Here is a 25,936-nt window from a genome sequence, read left to right as displayed (position 1 = left end):
CGTCTGTACCAAAATAAGTAGTAGGAATGATGTTCTGAATTTGCGGTGTACCCGGCAAAGCATCCATTGTGTACGTGAATGCACCGAGTGCAATCGTTCCCGGGATCAGACGTTTTGGGATGTTCGCTTCACGGAAAATCGCTGCGGCAAACGGGTAGACAGCAAAGGCAACGACGAACAGCGAAACCCCGCCATACGTCAAAATCGAACATGCCAGCACGACAGCCAAAATCGCACGGTTGGAGCCCAGCGCCTTCACGATCGTATGGGCGATCGACGAAGCTGCTCCACTCAACTCCATGACTTTTCCGAAAATGGCACCCAGCAGAAAAATAGGGAAAAATGATTTCACATAGTTTGCTGCATTGGTCATGAACGTTTCCGTATAGCTTGGCAGAAGCGCGATTCCCGACAAAACGACCGCGAGCAGCGTAAAGATCGGGGCAAAGACGATAACAGGGTAGCCCCGGTACGCAAAAAACATCAAAAGGCCGAGCGCGATCACGATAGACAACACTTCAATGATCATAGGATTCTCCTTTCAGATTGCCCTCCAGCTTGGAGGCGCAGTGTTTATAATCACCGCAAAAGAAACCGCTTACAACCGTTTCTGAATTGCATGGATCGTGCCAACTCTGTCACCTTTTCGACAAATCCAGCATTCGCGCCACTTTGTAGTCACCGGGCACCGACACCCGAATGATAGCGCTTGCAAAATTTTCCGGATTTCCGGAATTATGCGTCCGCTTTTTTGGAATCTAGCAAAAAACCAGCCAAAAACAGCTCCGGCAAAATGTCAAAACCTTCTGCCGTCGACACCTTTCTCCTTTTTTCTATTCCGGAAACGCGGAATCTGGCAAAAATAATAGCCGGGAACTCGGCCTTGTCGCCCTGTCCCGGCTTTCAGTACGCATCCATTATTTCCGTTGGGAATACTTCTCCCACTTTTCATAAAAGCTGGACTTGCTGATTTGCAGCAACTTGGCTGCCTCCAGCTTGTTTCCGCCCGTTTGCTGCATCGCAAGCGCAAGCGCCTCCTGCTCCGTCTGTTCCATGAGCTGCTTTAAAGGCATAAGCTCTCTGAACGGCGCATCCGCCACAGGAACAACTGCCGTCTCGTCCGATGCCGGCAGCCAAATGTGCTCTTTTTTCAGCACATCGTCCTCCATCAGATGCAATGCTCTCTCCAGCACATTCCGCAGCTCGCGTACGTTCCCCGGCCAAGCATAGCCCCGCAGCACATTCCAGACCTCTTCGTCGATCACTTTGACCGTGATGCCTGTAGACTCGCCCAGTTGCTTGAGCAGGTTGGATACCAGCTCCGGCAAATCTTCCAGCCGCTCTCTCAGCGGAGGGATCGACAAGGTGACTACGTTCAGACGGTAGTAAAGGTCGGCGCGGAACTTCCCTTCCTTGATGCTCTGCAACAGATCGAGGTTCGTGGAAGCAATCACCCGCACGTCGATTGGCGTCGTCCGGACAGCGCCAACCCGCTCCACTTCCTTTTCCTGCAAAACGCGCAAAAGCTTGGCCTGCAAAGGCAGCGGCATATCCCCGATCTCATCGAGCAGAATCGTCCCGTGATTGGCCAGCTCGAACTTGCCCTTTTTCCCGCGGCGAACCGCTCCGGTGAACGCTCCTTCTTCATAGCCAAACAGCTCCGATTCCAGCAAAGTATCCGGGATCGCCGCACAGTTCACGCGAATGAACGGCCCCATCTTCCGTTTGCTCTGCGCGTGAATCGCGTGGGCAAACAGCTCCTTGCCTGTCCCGCTCTCCCCGGTAATCAATACCGTCGAATCGCTGGTCGCCACCTTTTGGGCAAATTTTTTCAGTTCCTGCAGCTTTTGGCTGTATCCGACGATCTGGTCAAAATGATAGGTCGCCCCCATCCTGCGCCGCAGTTCTTTCTTATAGTAAGTCAGCTCGTCCTTCAGCTGATCGACCATCGCAGCCAGGGCAGTCAGCTCCTGCACATCCTGAAACAGCACCGTTCCGAGTACAGCGATCACGTTGCCCTCGTCCATGATCGGAATGCGGTGGGCGATCATCTTTTGTCCCTTGATTTGCTGGATATCCGCAATCTCCGCTACACCTGCCTGGCCGACAATGTGCATCCGCGTATTTTCGATCACATCTGTAACGGGTTTGCCGATGACATCCTGCACGTTCAAAAATTCCCGATAGCTCCGGTTCATCAAAAGGATTTTGCCGTCCCTGTCCGTCACGATCATCGGCTCATGGGCATTCTCGAAGACGACCTCAAGCAACTTGCTGATTTGTTGGAGATTCCAATCCAACTGGGGCTCCCCCTTTGTCTGGTAGATCGCTTGAATGACAGCTCCTCATGATTCCATGAGCGACGGAAGCTGCGCCTGCATTTGTTTTGCCAAACGCTTGGGAGCTGCACACAAGTAACCCTCCAGCAAATAGTCCGCAAGCAGGCTGTAATCCGCAACGTTTTGGGCGCGAATGGAAACCCAGCCGTGGTGACCGATATACGGCGTCTTGTAAAAGTGCTCCTGGGCGAGCAACAGCTCTTGTGTCGTCTTGAGCACTTTGAAGGAGAGGGCGGGGCCTTCTGCGCCCCCCTCTCCCATAATGACAAACGGCTTGTCGCTTACCCGAAACGACGTATGCCCGAAGCCATCGACCTTTTCCGTCACTTCAGGCCAGCGGATCGCAAGCTCCCTGACCGCCGCTTCCATTTCCAGCCCTTCCTTGGACGTAATCCGCTCATGCGTCATCTGATCGCAACCCCCATCCTCTATCACCAATTTTCCTTGCCGCTTTTCCGCCGTTACGGCTGTTTCCTCATGATCCAATCTGTTCTGCGCTTGGCATCGGCTTTCCTTCTTTTACGCGATACAGCGGCAGTATAAAGCTCAGGCCAATCAAAAACAGAATCGCCGCGATTTCATACACAAGCATGAGGGAAAGATGCAGCTTCAGCACCCCTGCCACGCTCATCATGATCACCATGGAACCTGTAAACAGCGGGGTCAAAATGCCGTTTACCCGTCCGATAAAGGAGCTTTCCGTATATTTGAGCAGCATCGTATTGATCCCGATCTGAATGCACGGCAACAGCAATCCGGCCAAAAGCTGGGCGAGCAGCGTCAGCCACAAGTGAGTAGACACCCCGCATACGCCAAGGGCAACGGCATTGCCCAGCATTCCGAGAACGAGCAGCCTTTGCGGAGGCACATTTTTCGCCAGCGCCATCGTCAGCGCCCCTCCTACAATCATGCCCACACCTTGAACCATCAACAGCCATTGCAGGCTCTCCTTAGGCAGCTGGAGCTGTTCGGTCACCAGGAATATCGCCAGAGGCTGCACCATTCCTATACCTAGCCCCGCTGCCATGAAACAGATGCCCAACAAGGATAACACGCGACTTCTGAGCACATAGCGAATCCCGCTCGCCATCTCTTCCAGCAAGGCAGATTCCTGCCTTTCTCCCTCTTCCACCCGATCAGGCGGCAGCATGTACAGCACCCCGGCAGAAGCCAGAAAAGCAACGGCCGTAATCAGCATGGACACTTCCATCCCCCATTGCTGGAACACAAATGTACCCAAGATCGGCCCCAGAACCATAAAGATGGCAAAAAGCGTCTGATAGGCGGACATCCCTGCTTGCATCTGCTCCGCCGGAACGTGCAGCTTGAACAGCTTCATGCCCGATGGTTGGGAAAACTGCGAGAGCACGGCCGAAATCAGCGTTGCGAAAAAGATCGCCTTCCACGTTCCGAAGACAAACGTGACCAGTACGGCAATCACGGACAAGGCACTGAGCACATCGCACCAGACCATCGTTCGTTTCGGCCGCCAACGGTCAGCAAACGTTCCCGCGAGAAAAGAAAACAGAAAGATCGGCGCGTATTCCGCGACAGAAATCATGGAAACGGCGAACGGATCGCCTCCGGTATGGTCCATGACATACAGCAGTATGGCAAAATTGCGTACCCATATCCCGATTTGCAAGAACAAGCCCGACAACAAAATCGCCCGGACGTACCGGTTTTTAAGCATATTTGACATAAAAAAGCCTCCTTATCCATTTGCGATCTGGACAGGAGGCGTAGCATATCATCGTCAAAAAGACATAGAAACCCTCTGCAAAGAAACATCAAAGGCTCTACCATCGATTTGCCAATATGCACATACTACTCCCATCCAAAAAACGCATCGTCTTATCCGATTGTTTTTGTGGAAACAGGAGTTAGTAAATCATTGGCTTGATGGTCACCCTTTCTTGTAGAGTGTCCCAAGAGTACCACAAAAAGTAACTGCCTGACAAGAAAAAATGTTCCCCTCTTGTCCTGCGCTACGCTTTATCCACAAACGTGATCCGCTCGGCTGCCGGAACGCGCGGCTGCGGGCTTGGAATCGCTGCCGGATAGCCGATGTGCAGGTTACCCAGCACTTTTTCTCCCGGAGCAATGCCCATCGCCTCACGAAATTCCGGCTCGTGAATCCAAGGGTAAGTCTCCCAGGTCAGACCGATGCCTTTTTCCCACGCCAGCAAGCTGAAATTGTGGATGACGATGCTGGTGGACGCGAAATCATCCTGACGCTCGATCAGGTTGGGGCTTTCCTTCATAATAACTGTCATCAGCATCGGAATCGCCATGATTTTGTTGTAGAACTTTTCCCCTACTTCTTTCTTTTTGGCAGGGTCCACTTCGCGTTTTTCCTTCATGATCCGCACCGCTTCCGCGATTCTTCTGCGGCCTTCGCCATGCGTCACAATAAAACGCCACGGCTGGGTCATATGGTAGTTAGGCGCCCAGACCGCTGTATCCAACAGCTCGGCCACCAGAGCCGGGTCTACCTCGCGATTTTCAAAACGGTGAATCGAGCGGCGTTCTCTGATCAATTTTGCCAGTTCCATTTTCGTTCCTCCCTTTTTGCTTTCTCTCCCAAAATCAGAGGAGCGCCCCTTGCTCAAAGTGGCGCCCTCCTCCCGACTCTATCCAAATGGACTGCTTTTCTCTATTTTTTGGCTCTGCTAAGCAGATAGAAGAAATACGGCACCCCGATGATCGAGATGACAATGCCAACCGGCAGTTCAACCGGAGTGAATACGGTCTTGGCGATAAAGTCCGCCGCAATCACCATCAACATCCCGATTGTGCCGGATAGCGGCAAAACATGTCTGTGAGCAATACCCGTCAGGCGCTTGGCTATATGCGGAGCCATCAGACCGACAAAACCAATGCTGCCGGAAACGGAAACGCACGCGCTTACGATCCCGATACTGGACAGCAAGAGCCGATTGCGTTCTTTTTCCACCGACACCCCAAGGCTTTTCACCGATTCCTCGTTTAGCTGCATCAAGTCGAGAATATGCCCTTTGCGCAACAAGACAGGAACAAGCAGGATCAACCAGGGGAGCATTCCGCTAATATGCGTCCAGTTGGCGTTCCAGATGCTTCCGGTCAGCCAGACAGTAGCCATTTCAAAATCGTTCGGGTTCATTTTCAGCGACAAGTACAAAGCTACTGCTCCCAGCCCTGATCCGATCGCGATCCCGACCAGGATCAGCCTTTGCGGGTCAAGTGTTCCGTTGCGCCAGGCAAACATGTAAATCAACGCGGCGGCCAACAAGCCCCCGGCCAGACCAAACAGCGGCATTGCCATGATGGAGAACCAACTGGCATCCGTAAACTGTCCCTGGAAGAAAAACATGAATGCTACGACAGACGCACCTGCCCCGGCGTTGATCCCCAAAATCCCCGGATCAGCCAGACCATTGCGGGTAATGCCTTGAATGACAGCACCTGCAACACCCAAGCCATAGCCGACCAACGCTGCAATGACAATCCGCGGCAACCGAAATTCAAAAATAACGAGGTCCTGCTCAGGAGACGACCCGAGCCGCAACAAAGTGCGAACCACATCCATCACGGACATGTCGAACACGCCGTTTGTGATGCTAATGTAAGTTGCCAGTACAATCAGGATTATCTTGACTGTCAGAACCAGACGAAATCTGCTTCTGTTATCACGCATGCTTGCCTCCCCCTCTCTTGTAAATCAGATAGAGGAAGAACGGCACACCGATAAATGCGGTAACAACTCCAATTGGCGTCTCAAACGGGCTGTTCATGAAGCGGCTGAAGACGTCAGACAAGCCAAGGAAAACGGCTCCCATCACGCCTGCGCACGGAACAATCCAGCGATAGTCCAGGCCGACCAGGAAACGGGTCATATGGGGAATAATTAGCCCGACAAATCCGATTTTTCCGGCTAATGCTACCGAAATGCCTGTAAGAATAACGACAGCCGTCGTTGCCAGCACTTTGACCAAGACCGTCTTTTGTCCCAGACTGAGCGAGATTTCCTCCCCCAACGACAAAATCGTAATGGACTTGGACAAGAACAGAGCCATGATAATGCCGACGACAGCAAAAGGAACCGCCAGCCAAATCAGCCCCGGTTCAAGCTGATGCAACCGCGCGTTATACCAGAAGCTTACATTTTGCGAGACTTGAAAATAAGAAGCGATAGCCGCAGAGACACCGCTCAAAAACGTTCCCGTAATCGTCCCGATTACCGCCAAAGCGACAGGCGAAAATCCATTGGGCAACAGCCTGGACAATCCGAGTACCATCACAACTGCCAGCGCCGAACCAGCCAACGACATGAAAATCATTGTCGTATTCGACGAAGCAGGCATCAGCACCATGCACAAGGTAATGGCAAAGGCCGAACCATCGGATACCCCCATAATAGAGGGGGACGCGAGGTAGTTCCTCGTCATCCCCTGCATCAATGCTCCTGATATTGCCAAAAACGCTCCGATCATGAGTGCGCCCAACACTCGTGGCAAACGGGAATGCATAATGATTTGATGATTCACATTCCCTTCGTCAAACTGGAAGAGAGCTTGATAGACGGTGTATGCGTCAATCTGCTTAGCCCCGTACAGAATAGACAACACGATCACTAGCGCAATCGCTACGGGCGAAATCGCAAGTATGAGGATAGGTACTGCTTTTTTTGATTGCATGCGATTAACCTCGCCTACTATTACTTGGCAGACAATTTTTCAACAGCAGCTTTCAGGAAGTGTACTTTACTCCAAGCTGTTCCGCCTTGTGCGAGCGGATCAACCACGTTTACGAATACTTTGCCGTTTTTCACAGCGTTGATGCTCTTCCAGATCGGGTTGTTTTCCAAATCTTCCAGTGCTTTTGGATTGTCTTTGTTCTCATCCGCAGAGAATTGGACGAAAATGTAATCCGGGTTCATTTCGCTGAATTTCTCCAGCGAAACCACTTCTTGTGCCTTCGCTGCTTTTACTTCTGCTGGTGCTGTGAAACCCAATTCAGAGTAGAGGGATGGGTTGAAGAACACTTTTTCCGGATAAATGTTGATACTACCTTGGCGCAAACGGATTGCTACCACTTTCTTGTCTTTCACGCCCTCACCCAATTGAGTTTTTGCTGCCTCGACTTCTTTTTTGTAGTCGTCGATCACTTTTTGAGCCTCAGCTTGTTTGCCAGTCAATTCACCCAGCAAGAGCAGGTTTGCTTCCCAGTTGGTGGAAATGTGGGAAACCGGGAACGCTGTAGTGATTTTGGTCAATTTCTCAAAAGTTTCAGGCGGGAACTTGCTGCTGCCCAGAATGACTTCTGGTTTCATGGACACGATGCTTTCCAGGTTCAGCTGGATTTTCTCGCCAGTGGATTTTGCTTCTCCGGTGATCGGAGCAAACATCTCAGGGAACTTGCCACCGATGGAAATGGCCCCAACCGGTTTTACGCCGAGCACGAGCGCATCTTCCATGGACTCCATGCTGCCTGTGATAGCGATCCGTTCTACTTTGCTTGGGACAGTGTATTCTTTATCGAGGTATTTGATCGTGCGTGTCTCTTGTTTGGCACCCTCTTCAGCAGGTTTTTCCGCTGTTGTCGTAGTCGCAGCAGGTGTGGTGCTGTTGTTCGTGGCTGTGGAGTTTGCAGCCTGGTTGCCGCCGCACGCAGTCAGTGCAATTGCCAGCATGGCGATGCTAAGACCCAGATATACCTTTTTCATTACTTGAAAAGCCCCTCTCATATGTTTGTATATGATCTTTATTGATAACGATTATCATTCGTGATTATAATGCATCTGCTTATCCGCGACCATGGACGATATCCAGAATCGTCATGGACGATCTCCTGAAAATAGACGCAAGCATTGGTCAAGAACCCGATTATGGGCAAGGGCTGAATACTCTCGCCACGGATCGGAAGTAATCAGGTACGCCCGGTTGTTTCGCACCGCTTTCAAATCCCGCCACTGCGCAGACAGCTTCAACTGTTTGAAGGTTTCCAAAGTCTCGGCTTCCTGGCAAACGAGCATCAGCACCCTGTCAGGATTAAGCGCAGCCACATCGGCAAGCGATACGGTCTGATCGTAAACATCCTCTGTCGTAACAAAAGCCGGCTTCACTTGCAGCCCTTTGTAAAAAACCTCGTTCATGCTGCGATTGCAGTGCACAGTCAGCTCATTTTTGAACACGCGCAAAATGAGAAACGTTTCTTCCTCAAGCGTTTTTCGCAGCCCTTCCCGTCCTCTGGCCATTTTCTCGTCATAGGCAGCCAGCCAGTGTCTGGCCTCCACCGACTCTCCCAAAAAATCGCCGATCATCAGCAACTGCTCTCTCCATCCTTGCGCTTCGTATGGCACGAACAAAGTTGGCGCAATGCGAGCAAGCTGCTCGGTCTCCTGTTCATTGGCCTTGTCCAGCGAAATGATTACATCGGGCTTGGCTTCTTGCAGCATTTCGATGTTTGCCTTCCAGTTTTCATTCTGGCGAAACGCGCTCAGATGGACGGGGATGTCGTTTCGGTAGTTTTGGTAGTAATAGGCCGTCCATTTCGGATGCAGTGGAGCTGCGAACGGCATCATTTTCAATGCCAGCATCTGCCCAATGATCGGGGCGCGATAGGCGGCGATTTTGCGCTGGCGGCTTTTCATATAAAAGGTAGGCGAAACTCCCACCTCTTTTTTGAATTTGCGGCTGAAGTAAAACTCGTCGTTGTATCCTACCTGGTGAGCGATTTCACGCAGCTTTACGTGGGATTGCGCCATGAGCTGCTTCGCCCGGCTAATGCGCAGCTCCGTGACGTAATCCATCGCGGATACACCGTATGTTTTCTTGTACAAATCCACGAAGTATTTCGGGCTGACTTCGGCAATCCGGGCGAGCTGCTCAATCGTGATATTTTGCGAGTAATGCTCTTCCATGTAGGCACGTGCTCGTTCCAGCGCTGTAGCTGAATCTTGCGCCGTGAAATCGACGTTCTTCACGATGTGGTACCACATTTCTTGAAACATGGTCTGGCTGCGAAAACGGTCGATCCCGCCTGCCTGCTGCCATAGCTCTGCAATCGAATCGCAGTACAGCACAAGCTGCCCCGCGGAGCGGACAGATACTTCCCCCATTAATGGAAACTCGTGCTCTTCCCGCAATACGCGAAGACGTCTCCTTCTCTGCTTGGACTCGCTAAACGCGTCGAAGCGCATGACGTACATCTGCAATTCGTCAACCGAGTCTGGATCGATCCCGAACGTGCTCATCGGGGGGCATATATAAATCGCATCCTGACGCAACTGATGCTCGACATTTTCCAATCGCAAACGACCTCTCCCGCCGGTTACGATCAGCAATATGTGTGAATTTGTAAACTGTTGGCGCAGACGTTCATGCTCGTCTCCTTTTATCCAGGCAATATCGCGGAGCTTGAACATGACATCGGCCATCACATGCTCGGTAAACTCCTGGAACATCGCTTGTCTGTCATTCATCTTGGTCACACCTTCAGTCTTGCAGAATATTTCTTCACGGCTCTCTATGTACAAACAAATGGATCGATTGGTTTTTTGATAACAATTCTCATTTCTGTGCTAAAAGTATATCAAACTCATCCATCTCTTCCTATCTTCAATTATTAGCAGCGCCAACAGCGCCAAAAAAGCCCCACCTCCACAAAGCCGGGCTTTCTGACGCTGTATCATGCACCTGCGGGCCTTGTCATACGCTGCCCGCTTCGCTCATATATTTTACTATTTTGGCGACGTAGTGCTGCGTTTCTTCGGGAGCCAGCAACAGCCACTGTTTGTCCGCTTGCTGAGCGGCCATCCGAACGTGGTTTTTCCCCCAGTTGTACGCCCCTAGAGCCATGGGCAGATCGCCTGCAAATTCATGCAACAGCTCCTTGATGTACATGGCTCCGCCTACGATGTTTTGCCACGGATCGTTCCGATCCACGCCCAGCCCCTGCGCTGTCTTCTGCTTGAGCTGCATGATTCCGAACGCTCCTGCTGTACTCATGCCCGCATTTTGGCCGAAATCGGACTCTGCATAGGCGATTCCGTAGAGCAGACACGGATCGAGTTGAAACAGGCGCGCTGCTTTGTCCAGCCACTTTTTCACTCGCCTGCACTGCTCGTCATCTTCTGCGATTCGCTGCGGAATGCGCAAAAACTGGCCGATCTGGATCAGATCAGAGACGAGTCGGTTCGCCTCGCGCAGCCTCTCGATACTTATCCCGTAAGTCTGGGCAATTCCCCACAAACTCTCTCCTGGCTTGACCGCATGCACCATGTCTCTGCTGCAAATCGGCTGGCCCAGCCGCAAGAACTTTTCTTCTCGCTTCATAGATGCTGTCCTGTCGTTAGCGACAATCCCTTCCTCTACAAGCGTGCGTATGATAGATTGGGCGCGCTGTTCGTACGTATGGGCTTGAACCGTCCGCATCGCCTGTGCCTGAAGTTCCCTTCGCTCGCCGCTTTTTTCCATATAATATGAAAGCAATTCTGCTGTCTGTAGCGGAGACGAAGATGCCAGCATATCATGGCCGGGAGTAAAAATCCGCCTTAAACCGGAAGCTTCGCGCGCGAGCAACAAACTGCCGCACGCTGCGGCTTCCAGCATGCGTTGCGAAATATGCTGTTCGGACGATTGCAATTCGATCACGATGTCCGCTTCCTGATAGACCCGTCTTGCTTCCAGAGGACTTGGCTTAGACATCGTCCCGTTCTGCGGAATGCTCCAGCCAAAAAACGGCTGCATCTGCCCCCACTCTTTTCCATAAAAGCGAGCCGGGATGCGCTTCGCAAGCAGAGGCCAGATGAGCGTATGCAAAGCGTCAGCGAGCTCATGGCCCCACTGATGCCGATACATATAAGGAAACGGAGAAAATACAACTGCCACAGGTGTGCGCGATTTGTCGGGGGTTGGGCTTTCGCCTGAGCCATACCACTTGGGGTCGTAGCCAACATCCATGTGCGCCGCCCGGATTCCAGCCGCTTCGTAGCTCGGAATACTTTCTGGCGAGACGGTAAAAACAAAATCTGCCTGCATCCGCAAAGCTACAGGCAGTGACCACATATCCAAGAAAGCAGGATCTTGCTCTGCCCAGTAAATCAGAGGTACTCGCGCCTTTTTGGCTTGCTCGCCCGCATACGCTTGCTGCGTGGGAGTCAGCTCCGGCCCCCAGCCTGTCATCATGATGAAATCCGGTTGGAAGCGCTGGAGCAGCGCAGGCAGATTGGACTCCGTCAACAGCCCGGAAATCATCACTTGATGTCCGGCATCGCAAAAACCGTGCGGCAATCCGTGAAGGAGCGCCTGATTTTTTTCCAGAAACAAAATTCTCATGTGCTCCCTCCGCCGCTTTCGTTTGCTTCGCGGCTGCGCTCCCTGATTTTCAAGTATTGGTCGATGTAAATATCATAGGAAGTAAGCCCGTTCTCCTTCATGATGTGTTCGATCGTCACCCCGTAGGTTTGGGCAATTTTCCAGAGCGTATCTCCCCGGCGGACATCGTGCACTTCATAGCGTTCCCGGATTCGCTCCGGGTAGGAGATCAGCTCGCCTGGTCCAGTCGCAGTCTCGCTATCGGTGGACAAAATTCCTTGCGCTTGCAGCACCTGCACCATGTAATCTGCGCGGTGTTGATAGGACGCATGGCGAACAGCCCGTCTTCCTTGCTCCTGAATTTGTTTGCGTTCCTCCGGATGCTGCAAATAGTGCTCGATGATTTGCCGCGTCTCGTGAGATGTGGAAGCCGCGAGCAGGTCTTTTCCTGACGTGAACATGCTGCGGACTGCCAGTGTATCCTGTGTAACAAGGAAGCCTCCCGATCCCAAAATCTCATACGTCCGCTGTGTCAGCTGCGTCTCGTAGTTTTGCAGGCCAATGACGATGTCTGCCGAGCTGTACACCTTGTGGGCATCCGGGTAAGACAAATAACCGTGAATCCACTCTTGCGGGATGTCCAGCCCCAGATATGGTTTCATTTTGTCCCAGTCGCGGCCGTAAAAGTCGATGCGCATGTTGGCATGAAGCAGCGGACGAATGAGCGTAAACAGGGACACCAGCCGAAAATGGTCAGCATGCTGCTTGAAGACGTGCGGATACGCATTGGCAACAACGGCGATCGATGTACGATACGCATCCTCTGCCGGAACGGGACAATGAATGCTGGAATGGAATCCAAAATCCATGTGTGCCGCCTTGATCCCTCGTTGTGCGTAATAATCTACCCGCTCGGAGCAAATCGTAAAGACAAAGTCAGGTTGCACCCTTTGAATCAGCGGCATCGTAAAGCTCTCTGTAAACGTAGGGTCTTCTGTCGCCCAGTAAATGAGCGGAACATTCGCCTCATGCACATACCGATTAATCCAGTCCAGTTTGACAGCCGTTTGCTCAGGCCCCCAGCCGATGGCGATCACCAAATCTGGCTGAAACTCCCCGAGCATCTCGGGAATGTTTTGCTCCGTCAACGGCCCTGAAATCATCACATCGTGTCCTGAATCGCGAAATCCGTTTGGCAGCCCGTGAATCCACATGGGGTGGCTTTCCAAGAACAATACTCGCATTTTCTCACCTCGCCGTCCTTCCTTCCTGTTTCCGTTCCCTCAGGTTCCCTTGGCTCGGGCAAATGCCTGCAATTTTCCAAGCGCATACTGAATGAGTTTTTGATTTTGGCAGTCAATTCCGTAAAATAGTGTCCAAAAGCTGATCGTCTTGACGTAAAATGATGTTATGCGGTCAAAAAACACCGGGTCAGTCTCCCTGGTGTAATAGCTCAATACTTTGTGGGCAAAGGCTGCGCCGTACGCCCTGTAAATCCCGACAAAATCGTAGGCGGGGTCTCCTACTCCCATTGCGCCGAAGTCGATAATCCCGTTCAGCCGCCTTTTCTCGAAGTCGTAGAGCAGGTGCTCAGGCTTCAAATCGTTGTGCAACAGCGCCGGCTTGAACGCGAAGTAGTCCGGATTCGCCACAAACGCCTGAAAGGTCTGCCTGGTCCACTGTTGCAGCTCAAGAGGCATATAAGAAAAAGCCTTCCGTTCAATTCGCTTCAGAAGATTTTCGTAAAAAGCTTTGGTCAACGCCGGGTCAATCGCCTTGTCGAACGACTTTTCCAGCGGATAGGAATGCAGCCCGCTCAAAAATCCCCCAATCGCTTTGGCTACTTGCTCTTGTTCCTTGTCAGACAGTCCGCTCATCTCTTCACGAAAAAGCGGCTTCCCGTAAATCATCGGGTATCCGACGTACTTGATGTCGTCTGTCTGCGTGGAGGAATAGACAAACTGGGGAATCGCTACTGGTACCATTGGCCCTAGCAGCGGTAAAATTTGCATCTCCCGGCTGATGATCGCTTTCGCCTCCTCTGTCTTGGGGAAGCGGAAAATCATCTTTTCTCCTACGATGACGACAAAATTGCTCCAGCCTGTATCGTCCACGCGAAATGTTTCGTTTCGCAGCTCCGGATATCGGTCTTGCAGCAGCTTGCGCAAAGGCTCGAGTTGCACACGAAATACGCCCCTTTCCAGACCGCATTCATACTCAATTGATGTATTGTATGACTTGGCTTACGAAAGGCAACGATAAAAAAGCCCCTAATGAAGCCTGCCTAGCAACATTTGGGGTTTTGCCGATAGGTATGTGCTGAATAGAAAAAAATTTTTTAACAATACTCAGCAAATATAGTATAATGGTGATAATGATTTTCATTTTCGTAAAAATTCATACTAGAGAGATTGTTACACATAAATGGCGGGTTGTTTGATCACATCATCACGTTGGAAAGGGAGGATTCTATGGAAAAAGTTTTGGAAGTAAAGGACTTACACGTTTCATTTGACACGTATGCAGGTGAGGTAAAAGCAGTGCGGGGGGTTTCTTTCGACCTGCACAAAGGGGAAACGCTGGCTATCGTAGGTGAGTCCGGCTCCGGTAAATCCGTTACGTCTCAAGCACTTATGCGCCTTATTCCTTCTCCTCCGGGCCGTATTCCCAAAGGACAAGTCCTGTTTGAAGGCAGAGACTTGGTTACTTTGACAGAAAAAGAAATGCAGGATGTTCGCGGACGCGACATCTCGATGATTTTCCAAGATCCGATGACGTCGCTCAATCCGACGATGACGATCGGAAACCAAATTATGGAGAGCTTCATCAAACACCAGAAGCTGAGCCGCGCTGAAGCTCGCACACGCGCTGTCGAGCTGCTGGAGCTGGTTGGCATTCCGTTTGCCAAAGAGCGTGTCGATCAATATCCGCACCAATTCTCTGGAGGTATGCGTCAACGGATCGTCATTGCGATCGCGCTGGCCTGCAATCCGAAGCTGATCATTGCGGACGAGCCAACAACCGCGCTGGACGTGTCCATTCAGGCGCAAATTTTGGAGCTGCTGAAAGATATCCAGAAAAAAATGGGTACTTCCATCATCTTCATTACCCACGACCTCGGTGTCGTAGCGAATATGGCTGACCGTGTAGCGGTTATGTACGCTGGAAAAATTGTCGAGATCGGAAATGTCGATGAGATTTTCTACGATCCGAAGCATCCGTATACATGGGGGCTGCTTGGCTCCATGCCTAACCTCGATACGAGCGACGAAGAGCTGATGTCCATTCCTGGCTCCCCGCCAGACATGTTCAAGCCTCCTGTCGGCGATGCGTTCGCAGCACGCAACCCGTATGCGCTGCAAGTCGATCTGGAATTTGAGCCACCGATGTTCAAAATCTCGGAGACGCACTATGCTGCAACCTGGTTGTTGCATGAGATGGCTCCGCAAATCGATCCTCCTGCATCCGCAGTGAGACGCAAAACAGACAGCGACGAAAAGAAAGTCGAAGTGCAACGCCCGCAAGCAGCGAAATCGTATGACCAGCGCGAAAAGCTTGTAGAGGTCAAAGACCTGAAACAGCATTTCGATCTTGGCGGCGGCCATATTTTGAAAGCGGTTGACGGAATCAATTTTGACATCTACAAAGGCGAGATTTTCGGACTGGTAGGAGAATCCGGGTGTGGCAAGTCCACAACTGGCCGCACCATCCTCCGCCTGTACGATGCGACAGACGGCGAAGTGCTGTTCAAAGGCAAGAGTGTTCACGGCAAAAAAACAGGCGACGAGAAGAAATGGCTGAACCGCAAAATCCAGATGATTTTCCAGGACCCGTATTCGTCTCTGAATCCTCGCCTGACTGTATCCGATATTATTGCAGAAGGTCTGGATATTCACAAACTGGCTACCAAAGAGCAGCGCATCGCGAAAGTACACGAGCTGCTGGAAACAGTCGGTCTGAACCGCGAGCACGCCAACCGCTATCCGCATGAGTTCAGCGGTGGACAACGCCAACGCATTGGAATTGCCCGCGCTTTGGCTGTCGATCCCGAGTTCATTATCGCGGACGAGCCGATCTCTGCTCTGGACGTATCCATCCAGGCTCAGGTTATCAACCTGCTCAAACGTCTGCAAAAAGAAAAGGGCCTGACCTATTTGTTCATCGCCCATGACCTGTCGATGGTGAAATACATCAGTGACCGGATCGGCGTGATGTATCGCGGCAAAATCGTGGAGCTGGCGGAGAGCAACCGCTTGTACGAAAACCCGATTCACCCGTATACCAAGTCTCTGCTTTCGGCTATCCCTCTGCCAGACCCGGATTACGAGCGCAACCGCAAACGGATTGTTTTCGACGATCAGGAATACTTGCAGAACCAGACCGAAGAAAGAGTGCTGCGGGAAATCGAGCCAGGTCACTATGTCGCTTGCACGCAAAAAGAATTTGAGCGTTACGGCGGCGGCGTCCTGGTCTAAACGAGAACAAGCCTGCACCAACAAACGAAAAAGGGAGACGAGCCTTGATGGCTCTCTCCCTTTTCTTTTTGCCGTTCAGCGCATTACGGTTTCATTCTGAGCAAGCGCATGCTGTTTAAAATCACGATCAAAGCAGCGCCTGTATCGCTCAGTACAGCCAGCCACAAGGTCAACCAGCCCGGGAAAATCAGCACGAGTGCAACCAGCTTCACCACGATGGAAAACCAGATGTTTTGCTTGATGATCACAAGCGCTTTGCGACTGATTCTCACCGTATGCGGCAGCTTCTCCAGATTGTCGGCCATCAGCACGATATCTGCCGTTTCCATCGCGGTATCCGTGCCTGCCCCGCCCATGGCGATACCCAAGTCGGCGGTTGCCAGCGCAGGGGCGTCGTTGATTCCGTCGCCGACCATGGCGACGACTTTGCCCTCTTGTTGCAGCTTTTTCACTGCTTCGACCTTGTCCTGCGGAAGCAGCTCGGCAAAATAGCGATCGACTCCCGTCTGGGCCGCTACCTTTTTCGCTGTCCCGGCATTGTCGCCTGTCAGCATGATGATTTCGCTGATTCCGGCTGCTTTTATTTGACTGATCGCGCCAACCGTAATCTCGCGAATCGCATCTGCTACGGCAATCATGCCGAGCAGCTCGTGCTTCGTGCCAACCACAATCAGTGTGTTGCCTTCGACTTGCAAGGAAGCGATTTGTTCCTTCCAAGGACTCATGTCAATCCCCAGCTCTTCGAAAAGCGCCGGCTTCCCTGCGTAATAAACCACACCATCTACCGTCGCCTGCACGCCTTTTCCTACCAGCGCCTGATAATCGTCGCCCGCTCGTGCCGCTATCTGCTTTTGCTTGGCGTAAGCGACAATCGCCTGGGCAATCGGGTGGTTGGAGCGCTCTTCCATCGTCCGGGCAATGGCAAGGATGACGTCCTCCGCCTCTCCCACTGCCACCACCTGAGTCACGCGCGGCTTGCCTTCTGTCAGCGTGCCTGTTTTGTCAAAAGCAATCGCTTCAATCGCTCCTGCCTTCTCCAAAAAAGTCCCGCCTTTAATCAGCACGCCATTTCTGGCGGCATTCCCGATCGCGGAAACAATGGCAACTGGCGTCGAGATAACCAACGCGCAAGGGCAGGCAACCACAAGCAGCTCCAATGCCTTGTAAAACCATTCTCCCCATGTGCCAAAGCCAAACAGCGGAGGAAACACAATCACGAGCAAGGCGAGAATCAGCACGATCGGCGTATACATGGCGGCAAACTTGTCGACAAACGCCTGCGTCGGAGCTTTTTTCTCCTGAGCCTCTTCCACCAGGTGAATGATTCGCGCAATCGCTGTATCTGCGACGAGCTTCGTCACTTTGATTTCCAAAGCGCCGCTTTCGTTCACGCTGCCTGCAAATACGACGTCGCCAGCCTGTTTGTCGACGGGAATGGACTCCCCTGTAATCGGAGCCTGGTTCACGCTGGAATGACCCGCCAATATATCGCCGTCGAGCGGAATTTTCTCTCCCGGCTTGACCACGATCACATCGCCTACGCCAATCTCTTCTACGGACATCCGGGTCAGCGTCTCGCCTTTTTTCACCCACGCTTCCGGCGGAGCGAGATCCATCAAATTGCGGATCGAGTCGCGCGTTTTTTCGATCGACTTCGTTTGCAGCAAATTGCCGATTGAGAACAACCAGACAACCGTTGCCCCTTCCAGCCACTCTCCGATCAGAGCAGCCCCAATCGCAGCAACTGACATCAGTACGTTCATGTCCAGCGACTTGCTTTTGATCGCGTAAAAAGCACTGCGCGCCGGACGATAGCCGCCGCTAATAATGGCGAGTGCGTAAAGAATCGTGCTGACCGATGCGTCCAAGCTGGTCAAGGAGCTTGCGAAGCCAAGCGCCAGAAAAACTCCGGAAAGAGTCGTGAGCAGCGTGCCCGCCTGATCTTTTTTGACCGCCTCACCAGACGTTCTGCGCTCCAGCCGCTGGGCGCTGTACCCCGCCTTGGCGACTTCCCTGATCACCGCGTCATCCTGCAAGCCGTCAGAGACAAGCTGCATTTTTCCGGTTGAAAAATTAACACTGACATCCTTCACCGCTGGAAGCGTCCGCATGTGCCTTTCCAGCGACTTGGCGCACGAGCTGCAATCCATGCCGTGCACACTGTAGACAATCGCCTTTCCGGACAGAGCGGCCGTACCGTCAGAGGCAACGGCAGCCGCAGACTCCAGCACTGTGAGTGTTTTTTTGCCATGGGTATGTTCTGAGCTGCAATGGTGCCCGCTGCAGCACCCGTCATGTTTTTGTTCATTTGCCATATGCTCTCACCTATTTCCCAAGCATCTATTTTCCCCAACTCATCTGAATATATCCAACAAACATTCAAACAAACATTTAATTATTATATTATCGGATACCAGTTCCTGGTTCAAGATTCAATTTAGAGTTTTTCGCCTATTTATTTGACAAATTCAGGAACGGGAGATGATGAAGGGCTTCGGTGTGGCGGGGAAATGCTGAGTGGCGGATTGAAGGCTTGCTTGGGGAGCTGCTTGATCGAAAAAGCTTGCTTGGGGTAATGCTTTGTAGATTGCGTCATCGGTACTTTAGGTGTGGCGAGGAAAGAGACGAATCGCTGTAGCTTCTTGGGATACCCGCTGGGGGCCTGGACTGCACGGCTCCGGGGAAAAAGCGAAACCGCGTCAAAAGCAGCCGCTCACAGATGCAGATTCACGTTGACGCTTAAAACCGTGTTTCGCTTTTTCCTCGGAACCTCGGTCGGTATCCCAAAGAGCTTTCGCGGATTCGTCTCTTTCCTCGTCAGGAGCTGGTTGTGGTCATCGGGGGTTTCAAGGAAAAATGTCAAATACGAAAAGCTTGATTGGGTTGACCTTCGTAGTCTGCGTCATCGGTACTTTAGGTGTGGCGAGGAAAGAGACGAATCGCTGTAGCTTCTTGGGATACCCGCTGGGGGCCTGGACTGCACGGCTCCGGGGAAAAGCGAAACCGCGTCAAAAGCAGCCGCTCACAGATGCAGATTCACGTTGACGCTTAAAACCGTGTTTCGCTTTTTCCTCGGAACCTCAGTCGGTATCCCAAAGAGCTTTCTCGCATTTCGTCTCTTTCCTCGTCAGCGGCTGGTTGTGGTCGGCGCGGGTTTCAAAGAAAAATACCAATGCCAAAAAGCTTGTTTGAGCTGACGCTTTGTAGTCTGCGTCATCGGTACTTTAGCGGTGGTGATCGGGGTTTCAAAAAAGCCCAGAAACAGGAGTAAGAGTCTTCTTGAAGACAGTGCTTCATGCAACACCTTTATGGAAAGCTCGTTCATTTCCTGCCCTGGATTTTTCCCCCCTGATCAACCATCCAAAAGCGATGTCCGACTAAAGTTAAACGTTGGCCGAGGAAACAGGAGAAACAAGCGAAAGGGCTTTGGGACTCCTTCCGAGACGGAGGTGAAAAAGGAAAACACGCCTTTAAGCGGCAACGTGCGTCCACTTCCTCGATCTCGCTGCTTTTGACGCGGTTTTCCTTTTTCGCCGGAGACGGGCAGTCCGCGCTTCCCCGCGAGAGGCCCACGTCCCTACAGCGGTTTCTCCTGTTTTCTCCCTCCACCACAGCCGCGATCAACAACCGTACTTAGCCCCCAGACACTAAATAAAAAAGCTCCCCACAATGGCGGAGAGCCTTTCTTCGCTACTTCATCTGCTTTTGGGAGACAGCGACGGGAGTTGTTTGCCAACGTTCGCCGCAATCGAGACAAACGCATTTGACTACTTTTTTCCTTTCCAGATACATCCTGACCGCAAACAGGATAAACGCACCCATCAAGCCGAGAAACAAGAAAATAACAGGCGTGCCTTGTACCGATATGCCAATGAGGGCAAGGACGATCAGCACCGCTGCGTAAATCACAACATACAGCCGACGGTTGATCGCTTCCGTATAGTCGACTTTTTTGGAATGACACTTGGTACACTTTTGTTGGAAACTCATCGTTCTCTCTCCCTGTTTTATGCTCTTTTCGTAAAGAGTGTTGCGTTACGAAAAGCCCGTGAGTTGACAGGCATCATCACCATGCCTATCTTGGCATGCATTCAACGGCAACAAACGTTCCCTATAGAGAACTACCCTTATTCTGCCAATCCTTTACGGCCAATGTCAATAACAACATCTTTGCAAAAAGAGTATACACAAAAAAAGGGAGAGACACCACCAAGACTCCCGCGACATAGCGATCTGCCCGGTAGCAGCGCCCTATTCAGCCTCTGTCACCGAGTAACAGGCAACCCACGCCTTCTCCATTCGTCAAAGCCGCCGCTCAGATTTTGCACTTGTAAAAAACCGTTTGCTTTCAGCAAGCTTACGCCAATCGCCGACCTTCTGCCGCTCTTGCATTGCACCAGTATTGGCTTGTCACGCGGCAAGTCCTGCATGCGCTGCGGCAAATAGCCGAGCATGATGCGCTTCGCGCCCGGGATCTGCCCCTCTGCCAGCTCTTTTTCGTAACGAACGTCAATCACGTATAGCTCCCCTGCCCGAACCTGCTCTTCCACCGCTTCTGGCGTGACTTCCTGATACTGCTCAAAAGCAACAGACTGTTCTGCAAGCTGTTCTCCCCTGCCAAGCTCCATCGTGCCCTTTACCTGATCCAGCCCGATCGACTGCAAATCGTACAAAACGGCGGGAACAAGCTGCGTCTCGGCCAGCACAAAAATCGGGCGCTCGTAATCGAGCAGCCACCCGGCCCACGTAGGGAACGACTTGTCGCAGGGCAGATTGATGGTGCCCGGCACATGCTTTTGGGCGAACGCTTCTGCCGGACGGACGTCTATGACTACTCCCTGCTGCTTCCATTCTTCCAGCACGCCAATGGAAGCTTCCGCCTGCACAGGTGCCGCTATCGCTTGCAGCGGTTGTGGCCCGACTTTGTTCAGATGTTTCATCATCGCAAAGTATGTAGGAGGCTCAGGCTGGCCCTGGAGCAATTGCTGCACAAACTCCTCTTCACGCTCATGCTGCAACGCCCAGTTCGTACGTTTTTCATAGCCAACCGTCGAAGACTGCACAGCCCCGATTGCTTTGCCGCACGCACTGCCTGCCCCATGCCCCGGCCACACTTGCAAATAGTCAGGAAGCTGCTTGAACCGCTGTAACGAGTGAAACATCTTTCTCGCCATCTCGTCAGCCGAGCCGCTTACGTTAGCCGCCTTTTCCAGCAAATCGGGACGCCCAATGTCACCGACAAACACAAAATCGCCCGTAAAAATGCCCATCGGTTCCGTGTCCGGCCAGCCTCTGTCTGTCAAAAGCAGGGCAATATGCTCTGGCGTATGCCCCGGTGTATGCAGGACTTCGAACGTCAGATGACCGATGCGGAATGTTTCCCCGTCGCGCAGCAAGCGGTGCTCGTACTGGGCTGCATACTGATACTTCCAGTCCGGCCCGCCTTCGTCTGACAAATACAGCGTCGCTCCCAATCTTTCCCCGATTTCCCTTACTCCCGAGAGGAAATCGGCATGAATATGGGTTTCCGTCGCAGCGACAATCTTCAGTCCATTTGCTTTCGCTGCCTGTACATACGGCTCAATATGGCGCGCCGGATCAATCACGATCGCTTCCCCTGTTGCCTGGCAGCCTACCAAATAAGATGCCTGGGCGAGTTTTTCATCGTAAAAATATTTAAGCAGCATGAAAATCAGCCTCCTGTCTTTTATCAAGCAGCCATCCGCTCGCGTGGTCCTACAACTTTCCCGGAAGCATGCCGTGCCAGTACATCCGCGGGAGCAGCTCTTTTTTCAGCCAATACATGCTTAACCGTTCCTTGGATTGGTCAAAAGGGAATGTCTCGCGCGGATTCAGCTCGTAATCAAATTCAGCCAGGATCAATTTGCCGTAACCAGTGACGAGCGGGCACGATGTATAGCCGTCGTATCGCTCGGTCATCGGTTTTCCTTCAAGGAGCGACAAGACGTTTTGCACGACGACTGGTGCTTGCTTGCGAATCGCCGCCCCTGTTTTGGAGGTAGGCAAGTTGGTGCAATCGCCTATGCCAAAGATGTTGGGGAAGCGAGCATGCTGCAGGGTGAACGGATCGACATCGACCCAGCCGTCAGCGGCAGCGAGCGGACTGTGCTTGATAAAATCCGGCGCACTCATCGGCGGCACGACATGGATCATCTCGTACGGCATGGCTACTTGCGCTTTTGTGTCCAGGTTCTCGAAAATGGCTTGCTTTTTATCCGCGACGATTTCTACGAGATTATGCTTGAAGATCGTCTCAATCTGTTTTCTTTCAATGACTTTTTGCAAGGCTTCCGCGTATTTTTTCACACCGAAAATAGCCGCTGCGCCGGAGACAAAACGCACGGTCGAGCGGGAGCGCACCTTTGTTTTGCGAAAGGAATCGTCAGCGAGGTACATGATTTTCTGCGGTGCTCCGCCGCATTTCACAGGAGTGTTCGGGTTGGTAAACAGCGCGTTGCCTCCCTGAAAATGGCGAATTTGCTCCCACGTGCTCTCGACGTAGTCATACGAGTAATTGCTGCACACCCCATGCTTGCCGATGCTTTCCTTCAGTCCCTTTACCTTACCCCAATCGATCTGGATGCCAGCGGCGACAACCAGAAAATCATAATGCACAGCTGTTCCCGACGCTGTCATGACGGTATTGTTTTGGGGCAAAAATTTGGTGACGGCATCCTGTACCCAGACCGCTCCTTTGGGAATCACGGAGGCTTCGTCGCGCTCCGTCGACTCCCGGCTGACGACACCCGCACCTGCCAGTGTCCACAACGGCTGATAATAGTGCTTGCTTGCAGGATCAATGATGGCGATCTGGCCGATTAACGCGCGTGATTGGCGCAGCAGACGCGCCGCAACCGATATGCCTGCACTGCCTCCGCCTACAATCACTAGCTTGTAACGTGTCCTTTGCGTTGCTTCCATCACGCTCACCCCTCCTTGTATTGGATGAGAAACAACCCTTCGCCTATTCATATGGCAAGAGACAAGCCAAGTTGCTTGATCAAGCAAAAAACGATGCTGCCAAACTTTTTCATCCAAAAATACGGGGCTGCCCCCTGATCAGTGCGCCGCTATCTTTTCTCTTTTCATGTGAATGTCTATAATAGTAGGACATTGTAGTGGGCAAGAGGTGATTATAACGATGGACGACATCTGTGAAATTCAATGTTACGACGAAGAAAAGGTCAGTCGCTTGAAGCCGCACGCTGGCGAATCATTAGGGGTAGCGAAAATATTCAAAGCGCTGGCGGACGACACCCGGGCGAAAATCATTCATATTCTGTCCATGGAAGACGAGCTTTGCGTCTGCGACGTGGCAGCCATCATCGGCAGTTCCATCGCCAACACCTCGCATCATTTGCGGCTTCTTCGCAATATGGGGTTGGCCAAGTACCGCAAGGAAGGCAAGCTCGTCTTTTACTCGCTCGACGATGACCATGTGCGCCACTTGATCCTCGCGGGCGTAGAGCACGCAAAAGAACAGAAAACGAATGTCCGAGCTACCTGATGGCTCGGTTTTTTATTTTTCCATGCGCCTGTTGCGCATGCGCAAAGAGTTCAGCACTACCGACAGCGAACTGAACGCCATGGCGATGCCCGCAAGCCACGGAGCCAAAAAGCCAAGCATCGTCGCCGGGATGGCAATGGCATTGTAAAAAAACGCCCAAAACAAGTTTTGCCGAATATTTTTCATCGCCATTTGGCTTAGCCTGATGGCGTGGACAACGCCGCGTACCTCTCCGTGCATGATGATGACATCTGCCGAGTCTTTGGAAATGTCGGCTCCGGTGCCCAAGGCAATGCCGACACTGGCTGCGGACAGGGCTGGCGCATCGTTGATCCCGTCGCCGACCATGGCGACTTTTTTCCCTTTTGCTTGCAGCTCCCAGATCAACTCCGCTTTTTGCGCAGGCAGCACCCCGGCGTACACTTGCCCGATGCTGGCCTGTCTTGCCACGCTTGCCGCCGTATGCGGATTGTCTCCGGTAATCATGATGATTTCCTTGCCCATTTTTCTCAGTTGGGCGACTGCTTTTTTCGCGTCTCGCTTCAATTGATCCGACAGCACCACGTATCCAGCCAAACGCCCGTCAATGCCGACCAGCAGCACCATTTTTCCTTCCGCCCCGTGAAGCTCCACCTGACTTTGCAAAGGGGCGATGTCCATGTTTTTTCGGGTCAGCAGCTTGGAAGATCCGACTACAACCGTATGGCCTTCCACAGTCGCCTCGATCCCATAGCCGGGAAGGGATGCGAAGGACGTAGCTGCCGGAATGGACAAGCCTTGTTTTTTGGCATGAGCCACGATGGTTGCCGCCAACGGATGCTCAGAGGTCAACTCCGCCCCGGCCACCAGACGCAAAAACGCCGCCTCGCTCCATCCGCGTGTATTAATCCCGACGACCTGATGAGTCCCTCGGGTCAATGTTCCCGTTTTGTCAAACACAACCGTATCGACCTTTTGCAGCACTTCCAAAAATTTTCCCTGCTTGAACAAAATGCCCATCTGTGCCGCCCGCCCAGACACCACCAGGATCGACATGGGCGTAGCCAGACCGAGTGCGCACGGGCAAGCGATGATCAGGACAGCGATCGCCTTTTCCAGCGCGCCGCCCAAATCTTGCGCGGTAAAGACGTAGTACCAGGCAACAAAAGTGATCACGGCAATCGCGATGATAATCGGCACGAACACGTCCGTGATTTCATCCGCCACTCTCTGGATCGGGGCTTTGGACAGCTGCGCTTCCTCCACAGTGCGAATCACTTGCGTCAGCGCGGTATCCTCGCCTACTTTTGTCGCTTTTACCTTGAGCCAGCCGCTCTGGTTCAACGTGGCGCCGATTACGGAATGGCCGCCCCATTTTTCCACAGGCAGACTCTCTCCGGTAAACATCGACTGATCGACGCTCGCGTGCCCTTCCAGCACGATTCCGTCTGTCGGAATCCGCTCGCCTGGCTTGACGATGAAAATATCGCCCGTTGCCAGCTCTGCTACCGGAACAGCCCGCACCTCATCGCCGCGCAGGACATGCGCCATCGTCGGTTGAAGCTGGTGAAGCTGTCCGATGGCATTTTTCGTCCGGTCTTTCGCCATCGCCTCCAAATATTTGCCCAGGAGCAGAAACGTAAAAATGACGGCGCAAGACTCGTAGTAAACCGTCAGACCGTGACTCTCCTGCCCGATGGTCGTAAACGTCAAATAGTGACTGTACAAAAAGGCGGTCGAGGTGCTCAGCACAACCAGCACGTCCATATTGGCGGAACGGTTTTTCAACGCGTTCCACGCCCCGATGTAAAACGACTGCCCGATAAACAGCTGGATCGGCAGCGTCAGTGCAAACTGAAACAGCGGCAGAAGAAACAAGCTCGGCACCCAGATGAATGACAGGACGGAAAAGTGCGCCGCCATCGCCCACAAAAGCGGGATCGTCAAAATAGCCGAGAAAATAAACCGCCGAAGCAGCAGCTTTTTTTCCTCCTGAAGCTCTGCTTGCTTCAAACTCGCGGAAAAACCGAGCTGTTCAATCTTGGTCATGATCTCCTGATCGTTGGTTTGCGCAGGATCAAAGGCTACCCGAGCCTTGTTGGTCGTCAGATTGACGTGGACTTCCTGGACGCCCTGAACTTTTCGCAGCCGCTTTTCAATCCGGTTGGCGCACGCTGCACAAGTCATCCCTGTGACCTGATACGTTTGGTTGATGGTCATGAAAAACTCCCCTTCAGCTTCCGTACATGCCCTCATGTCCAACCTATGCGGCAGGACAATTCAGTAGAAGATGAAGTATGAATGGCAACTGTCATGAAT

Annotated in this window: 19 protein-coding genes (1 of these 19 running past the window's edge); 2 read left to right on the top strand and 17 right to left on the bottom strand. The window is 52.3% G+C overall.

Features of this window, described 5'->3' with window-relative positions:
- The 12 genes from HP435_RS02265 to HP435_RS02210 form a co-directional block, all read right to left on the bottom strand.
- A protein-coding gene (locus HP435_RS02265; protein WP_122962217.1) for a GntP family permease crosses the window boundary here: on the bottom strand, nt 1–529 show its beginning. Its footprint begins 854 nt before the window's first position; the window shows 529 of its 1,383 coding nt (coding positions 1–529); its start codon is at nt 527–529; its stop codon lies off the left edge, out of view.
- Between the two features lie 388 nt (nt 530–917).
- Nucleotides 918–2,300, bottom strand: coding sequence for a sigma-54 interaction domain-containing protein (locus HP435_RS02260; protein WP_122962216.1), 1,383 nt, complete (start codon nt 2,298–2,300; stop codon nt 918–920).
- A 45-nt stretch (nt 2,301–2,345) separates the two neighbouring features.
- A complete protein-coding gene (locus HP435_RS02255) occupies nt 2,346–2,825 on the bottom strand; it encodes an MmcQ/YjbR family DNA-binding protein (RefSeq protein WP_229049794.1) in 480 nt (159 codons plus the stop codon).
- A complete protein-coding gene (locus tag HP435_RS02250; protein ID WP_173597936.1) occupies nt 2,815–4,041 on the bottom strand; it encodes an MFS transporter in 1,227 nt (408 codons plus the stop codon). Before HP435_RS02250 ends, HP435_RS02255 begins: the two co-directional genes overlap by 11 nt.
- Nucleotides 4,042–4,327: 286 nt before the next feature.
- A complete protein-coding gene (locus tag HP435_RS02245; RefSeq protein ID WP_173600148.1) occupies nt 4,328–4,894 on the bottom strand; it encodes a nitroreductase family protein in 567 nt (188 codons plus the stop codon).
- A gap of 101 nt (nt 4,895–4,995) precedes the next feature.
- Nucleotides 4,996–6,015: a FecCD family ABC transporter permease gene (locus HP435_RS02240; RefSeq protein WP_122962214.1), complete on the bottom strand. Its 1,020-nt coding sequence runs from the start codon at nt 6,013–6,015 to the stop codon at nt 4,996–4,998.
- Entirely contained in the window at nt 6,008–7,015 is a 1,008-nt protein-coding gene (locus HP435_RS02235) for a FecCD family ABC transporter permease (protein ID WP_122962213.1), read from the bottom strand. The genes HP435_RS02240 and HP435_RS02235 overlap by 8 nt, the downstream gene beginning before the upstream one ends.
- A gap of 20 nt (nt 7,016–7,035) precedes the next feature.
- Nucleotides 7,036–8,043 carry an iron-hydroxamate ABC transporter substrate-binding protein gene (locus HP435_RS02230; protein WP_122962212.1) on the bottom strand — a complete coding sequence of 336 codons (1,008 nt, stop codon included), beginning with the start codon at nt 8,041–8,043 and terminating at the stop codon, nt 7,036–7,038.
- A 111-nt stretch (nt 8,044–8,154) separates the two neighbouring features.
- Nucleotides 8,155–9,801, bottom strand: coding sequence for an AraC family transcriptional regulator (locus HP435_RS02225; RefSeq protein WP_122962211.1), 1,647 nt, complete (start codon nt 9,799–9,801; stop codon nt 8,155–8,157).
- Between the two features lie 226 nt (nt 9,802–10,027).
- Nucleotides 10,028–11,656, bottom strand: a complete 1,629-nt coding sequence (locus tag HP435_RS02220; protein WP_173600149.1) for a DUF3880 domain-containing protein — start codon at nt 11,654–11,656, stop codon at nt 10,028–10,030.
- Nucleotides 11,653–12,879, bottom strand: a complete 1,227-nt coding sequence (locus tag HP435_RS02215) for a DUF3880 domain-containing protein (RefSeq protein WP_173600150.1) — start codon at nt 12,877–12,879, stop codon at nt 11,653–11,655. Before HP435_RS02215 ends, HP435_RS02220 begins: the two co-directional genes overlap by 4 nt.
- A 39-nt stretch (nt 12,880–12,918) precedes the next feature.
- Entirely contained in the window at nt 12,919–13,818 is a 900-nt protein-coding gene (locus tag HP435_RS02210) for a phosphotransferase family protein (RefSeq protein ID WP_122962208.1), read from the bottom strand.
- Nucleotides 13,819–14,106: 288 nt separating this feature from the next.
- On the opposite strand from HP435_RS02210, the gene HP435_RS29195 reads away from it, so the two are divergent.
- Complete coding sequence (locus HP435_RS29195; protein WP_173600151.1) at nt 14,107–16,110, top strand: ABC transporter ATP-binding protein; 2,004 nt, start codon at nt 14,107–14,109, stop codon at nt 16,108–16,110.
- An 83-nt stretch (nt 16,111–16,193) separates the two neighbouring features.
- On the opposite strand, the gene HP435_RS02195 is transcribed toward HP435_RS29195, so the two are convergent.
- The 4 genes from HP435_RS02195 to HP435_RS02180 form a co-directional block, all read right to left on the bottom strand.
- On the bottom strand, nt 16,194–18,425 hold the full coding sequence (locus HP435_RS02195) for a heavy metal translocating P-type ATPase (RefSeq protein ID WP_173600152.1): 2,232 nt from the start codon (nt 18,423–18,425) through the stop codon (nt 16,194–16,196).
- Nucleotides 18,426–19,800: 1,375 nt separating this feature from the next.
- Nucleotides 19,801–20,100 (bottom strand): hypothetical protein, encoded by a 300-nt coding sequence (locus HP435_RS02190; RefSeq protein WP_063229105.1) that lies wholly within the window; start codon nt 20,098–20,100, stop codon nt 19,801–19,803.
- Between the two features lie 275 nt (nt 20,101–20,375).
- Nucleotides 20,376–21,797: an MBL fold metallo-hydrolase gene (locus HP435_RS02185; protein WP_173599716.1), complete on the bottom strand. Its 1,422-nt coding sequence runs from the start codon at nt 21,795–21,797 to the stop codon at nt 20,376–20,378.
- A 49-nt stretch (nt 21,798–21,846) separates the two neighbouring features.
- Nucleotides 21,847–23,052, bottom strand: a complete 1,206-nt coding sequence (locus HP435_RS02180) for an FAD/NAD(P)-binding oxidoreductase (RefSeq protein ID WP_173599720.1) — start codon at nt 23,050–23,052, stop codon at nt 21,847–21,849.
- Between the two features lie 220 nt (nt 23,053–23,272).
- On the opposite strand from HP435_RS02180, the gene HP435_RS02175 reads away from it, so the two are divergent.
- Nucleotides 23,273–23,638, top strand: a complete 366-nt coding sequence (locus tag HP435_RS02175) for an ArsR/SmtB family transcription factor (RefSeq protein ID WP_122962203.1) — start codon at nt 23,273–23,275, stop codon at nt 23,636–23,638.
- Nucleotides 23,639–23,650: 12 nt separating this feature from the next.
- On the opposite strand, the gene HP435_RS02170 is transcribed toward HP435_RS02175, so the two are convergent.
- Complete coding sequence (locus HP435_RS02170) at nt 23,651–25,837, bottom strand: heavy metal translocating P-type ATPase (protein WP_173599715.1); 2,187 nt, start codon at nt 25,835–25,837, stop codon at nt 23,651–23,653.
- Nucleotides 25,838–25,936: the final 99 nt, after the last annotated feature.

It is taken from the genome of Brevibacillus sp. HD3.3A, from assembly GCF_013284375.2.
GTDB classification, from domain to species: Bacteria; Bacillota; Bacilli; order Brevibacillales; family Brevibacillaceae; genus Brevibacillus; species Brevibacillus parabrevis.
This window is presented reverse-complemented; position numbering and strand designations above follow the sequence as displayed.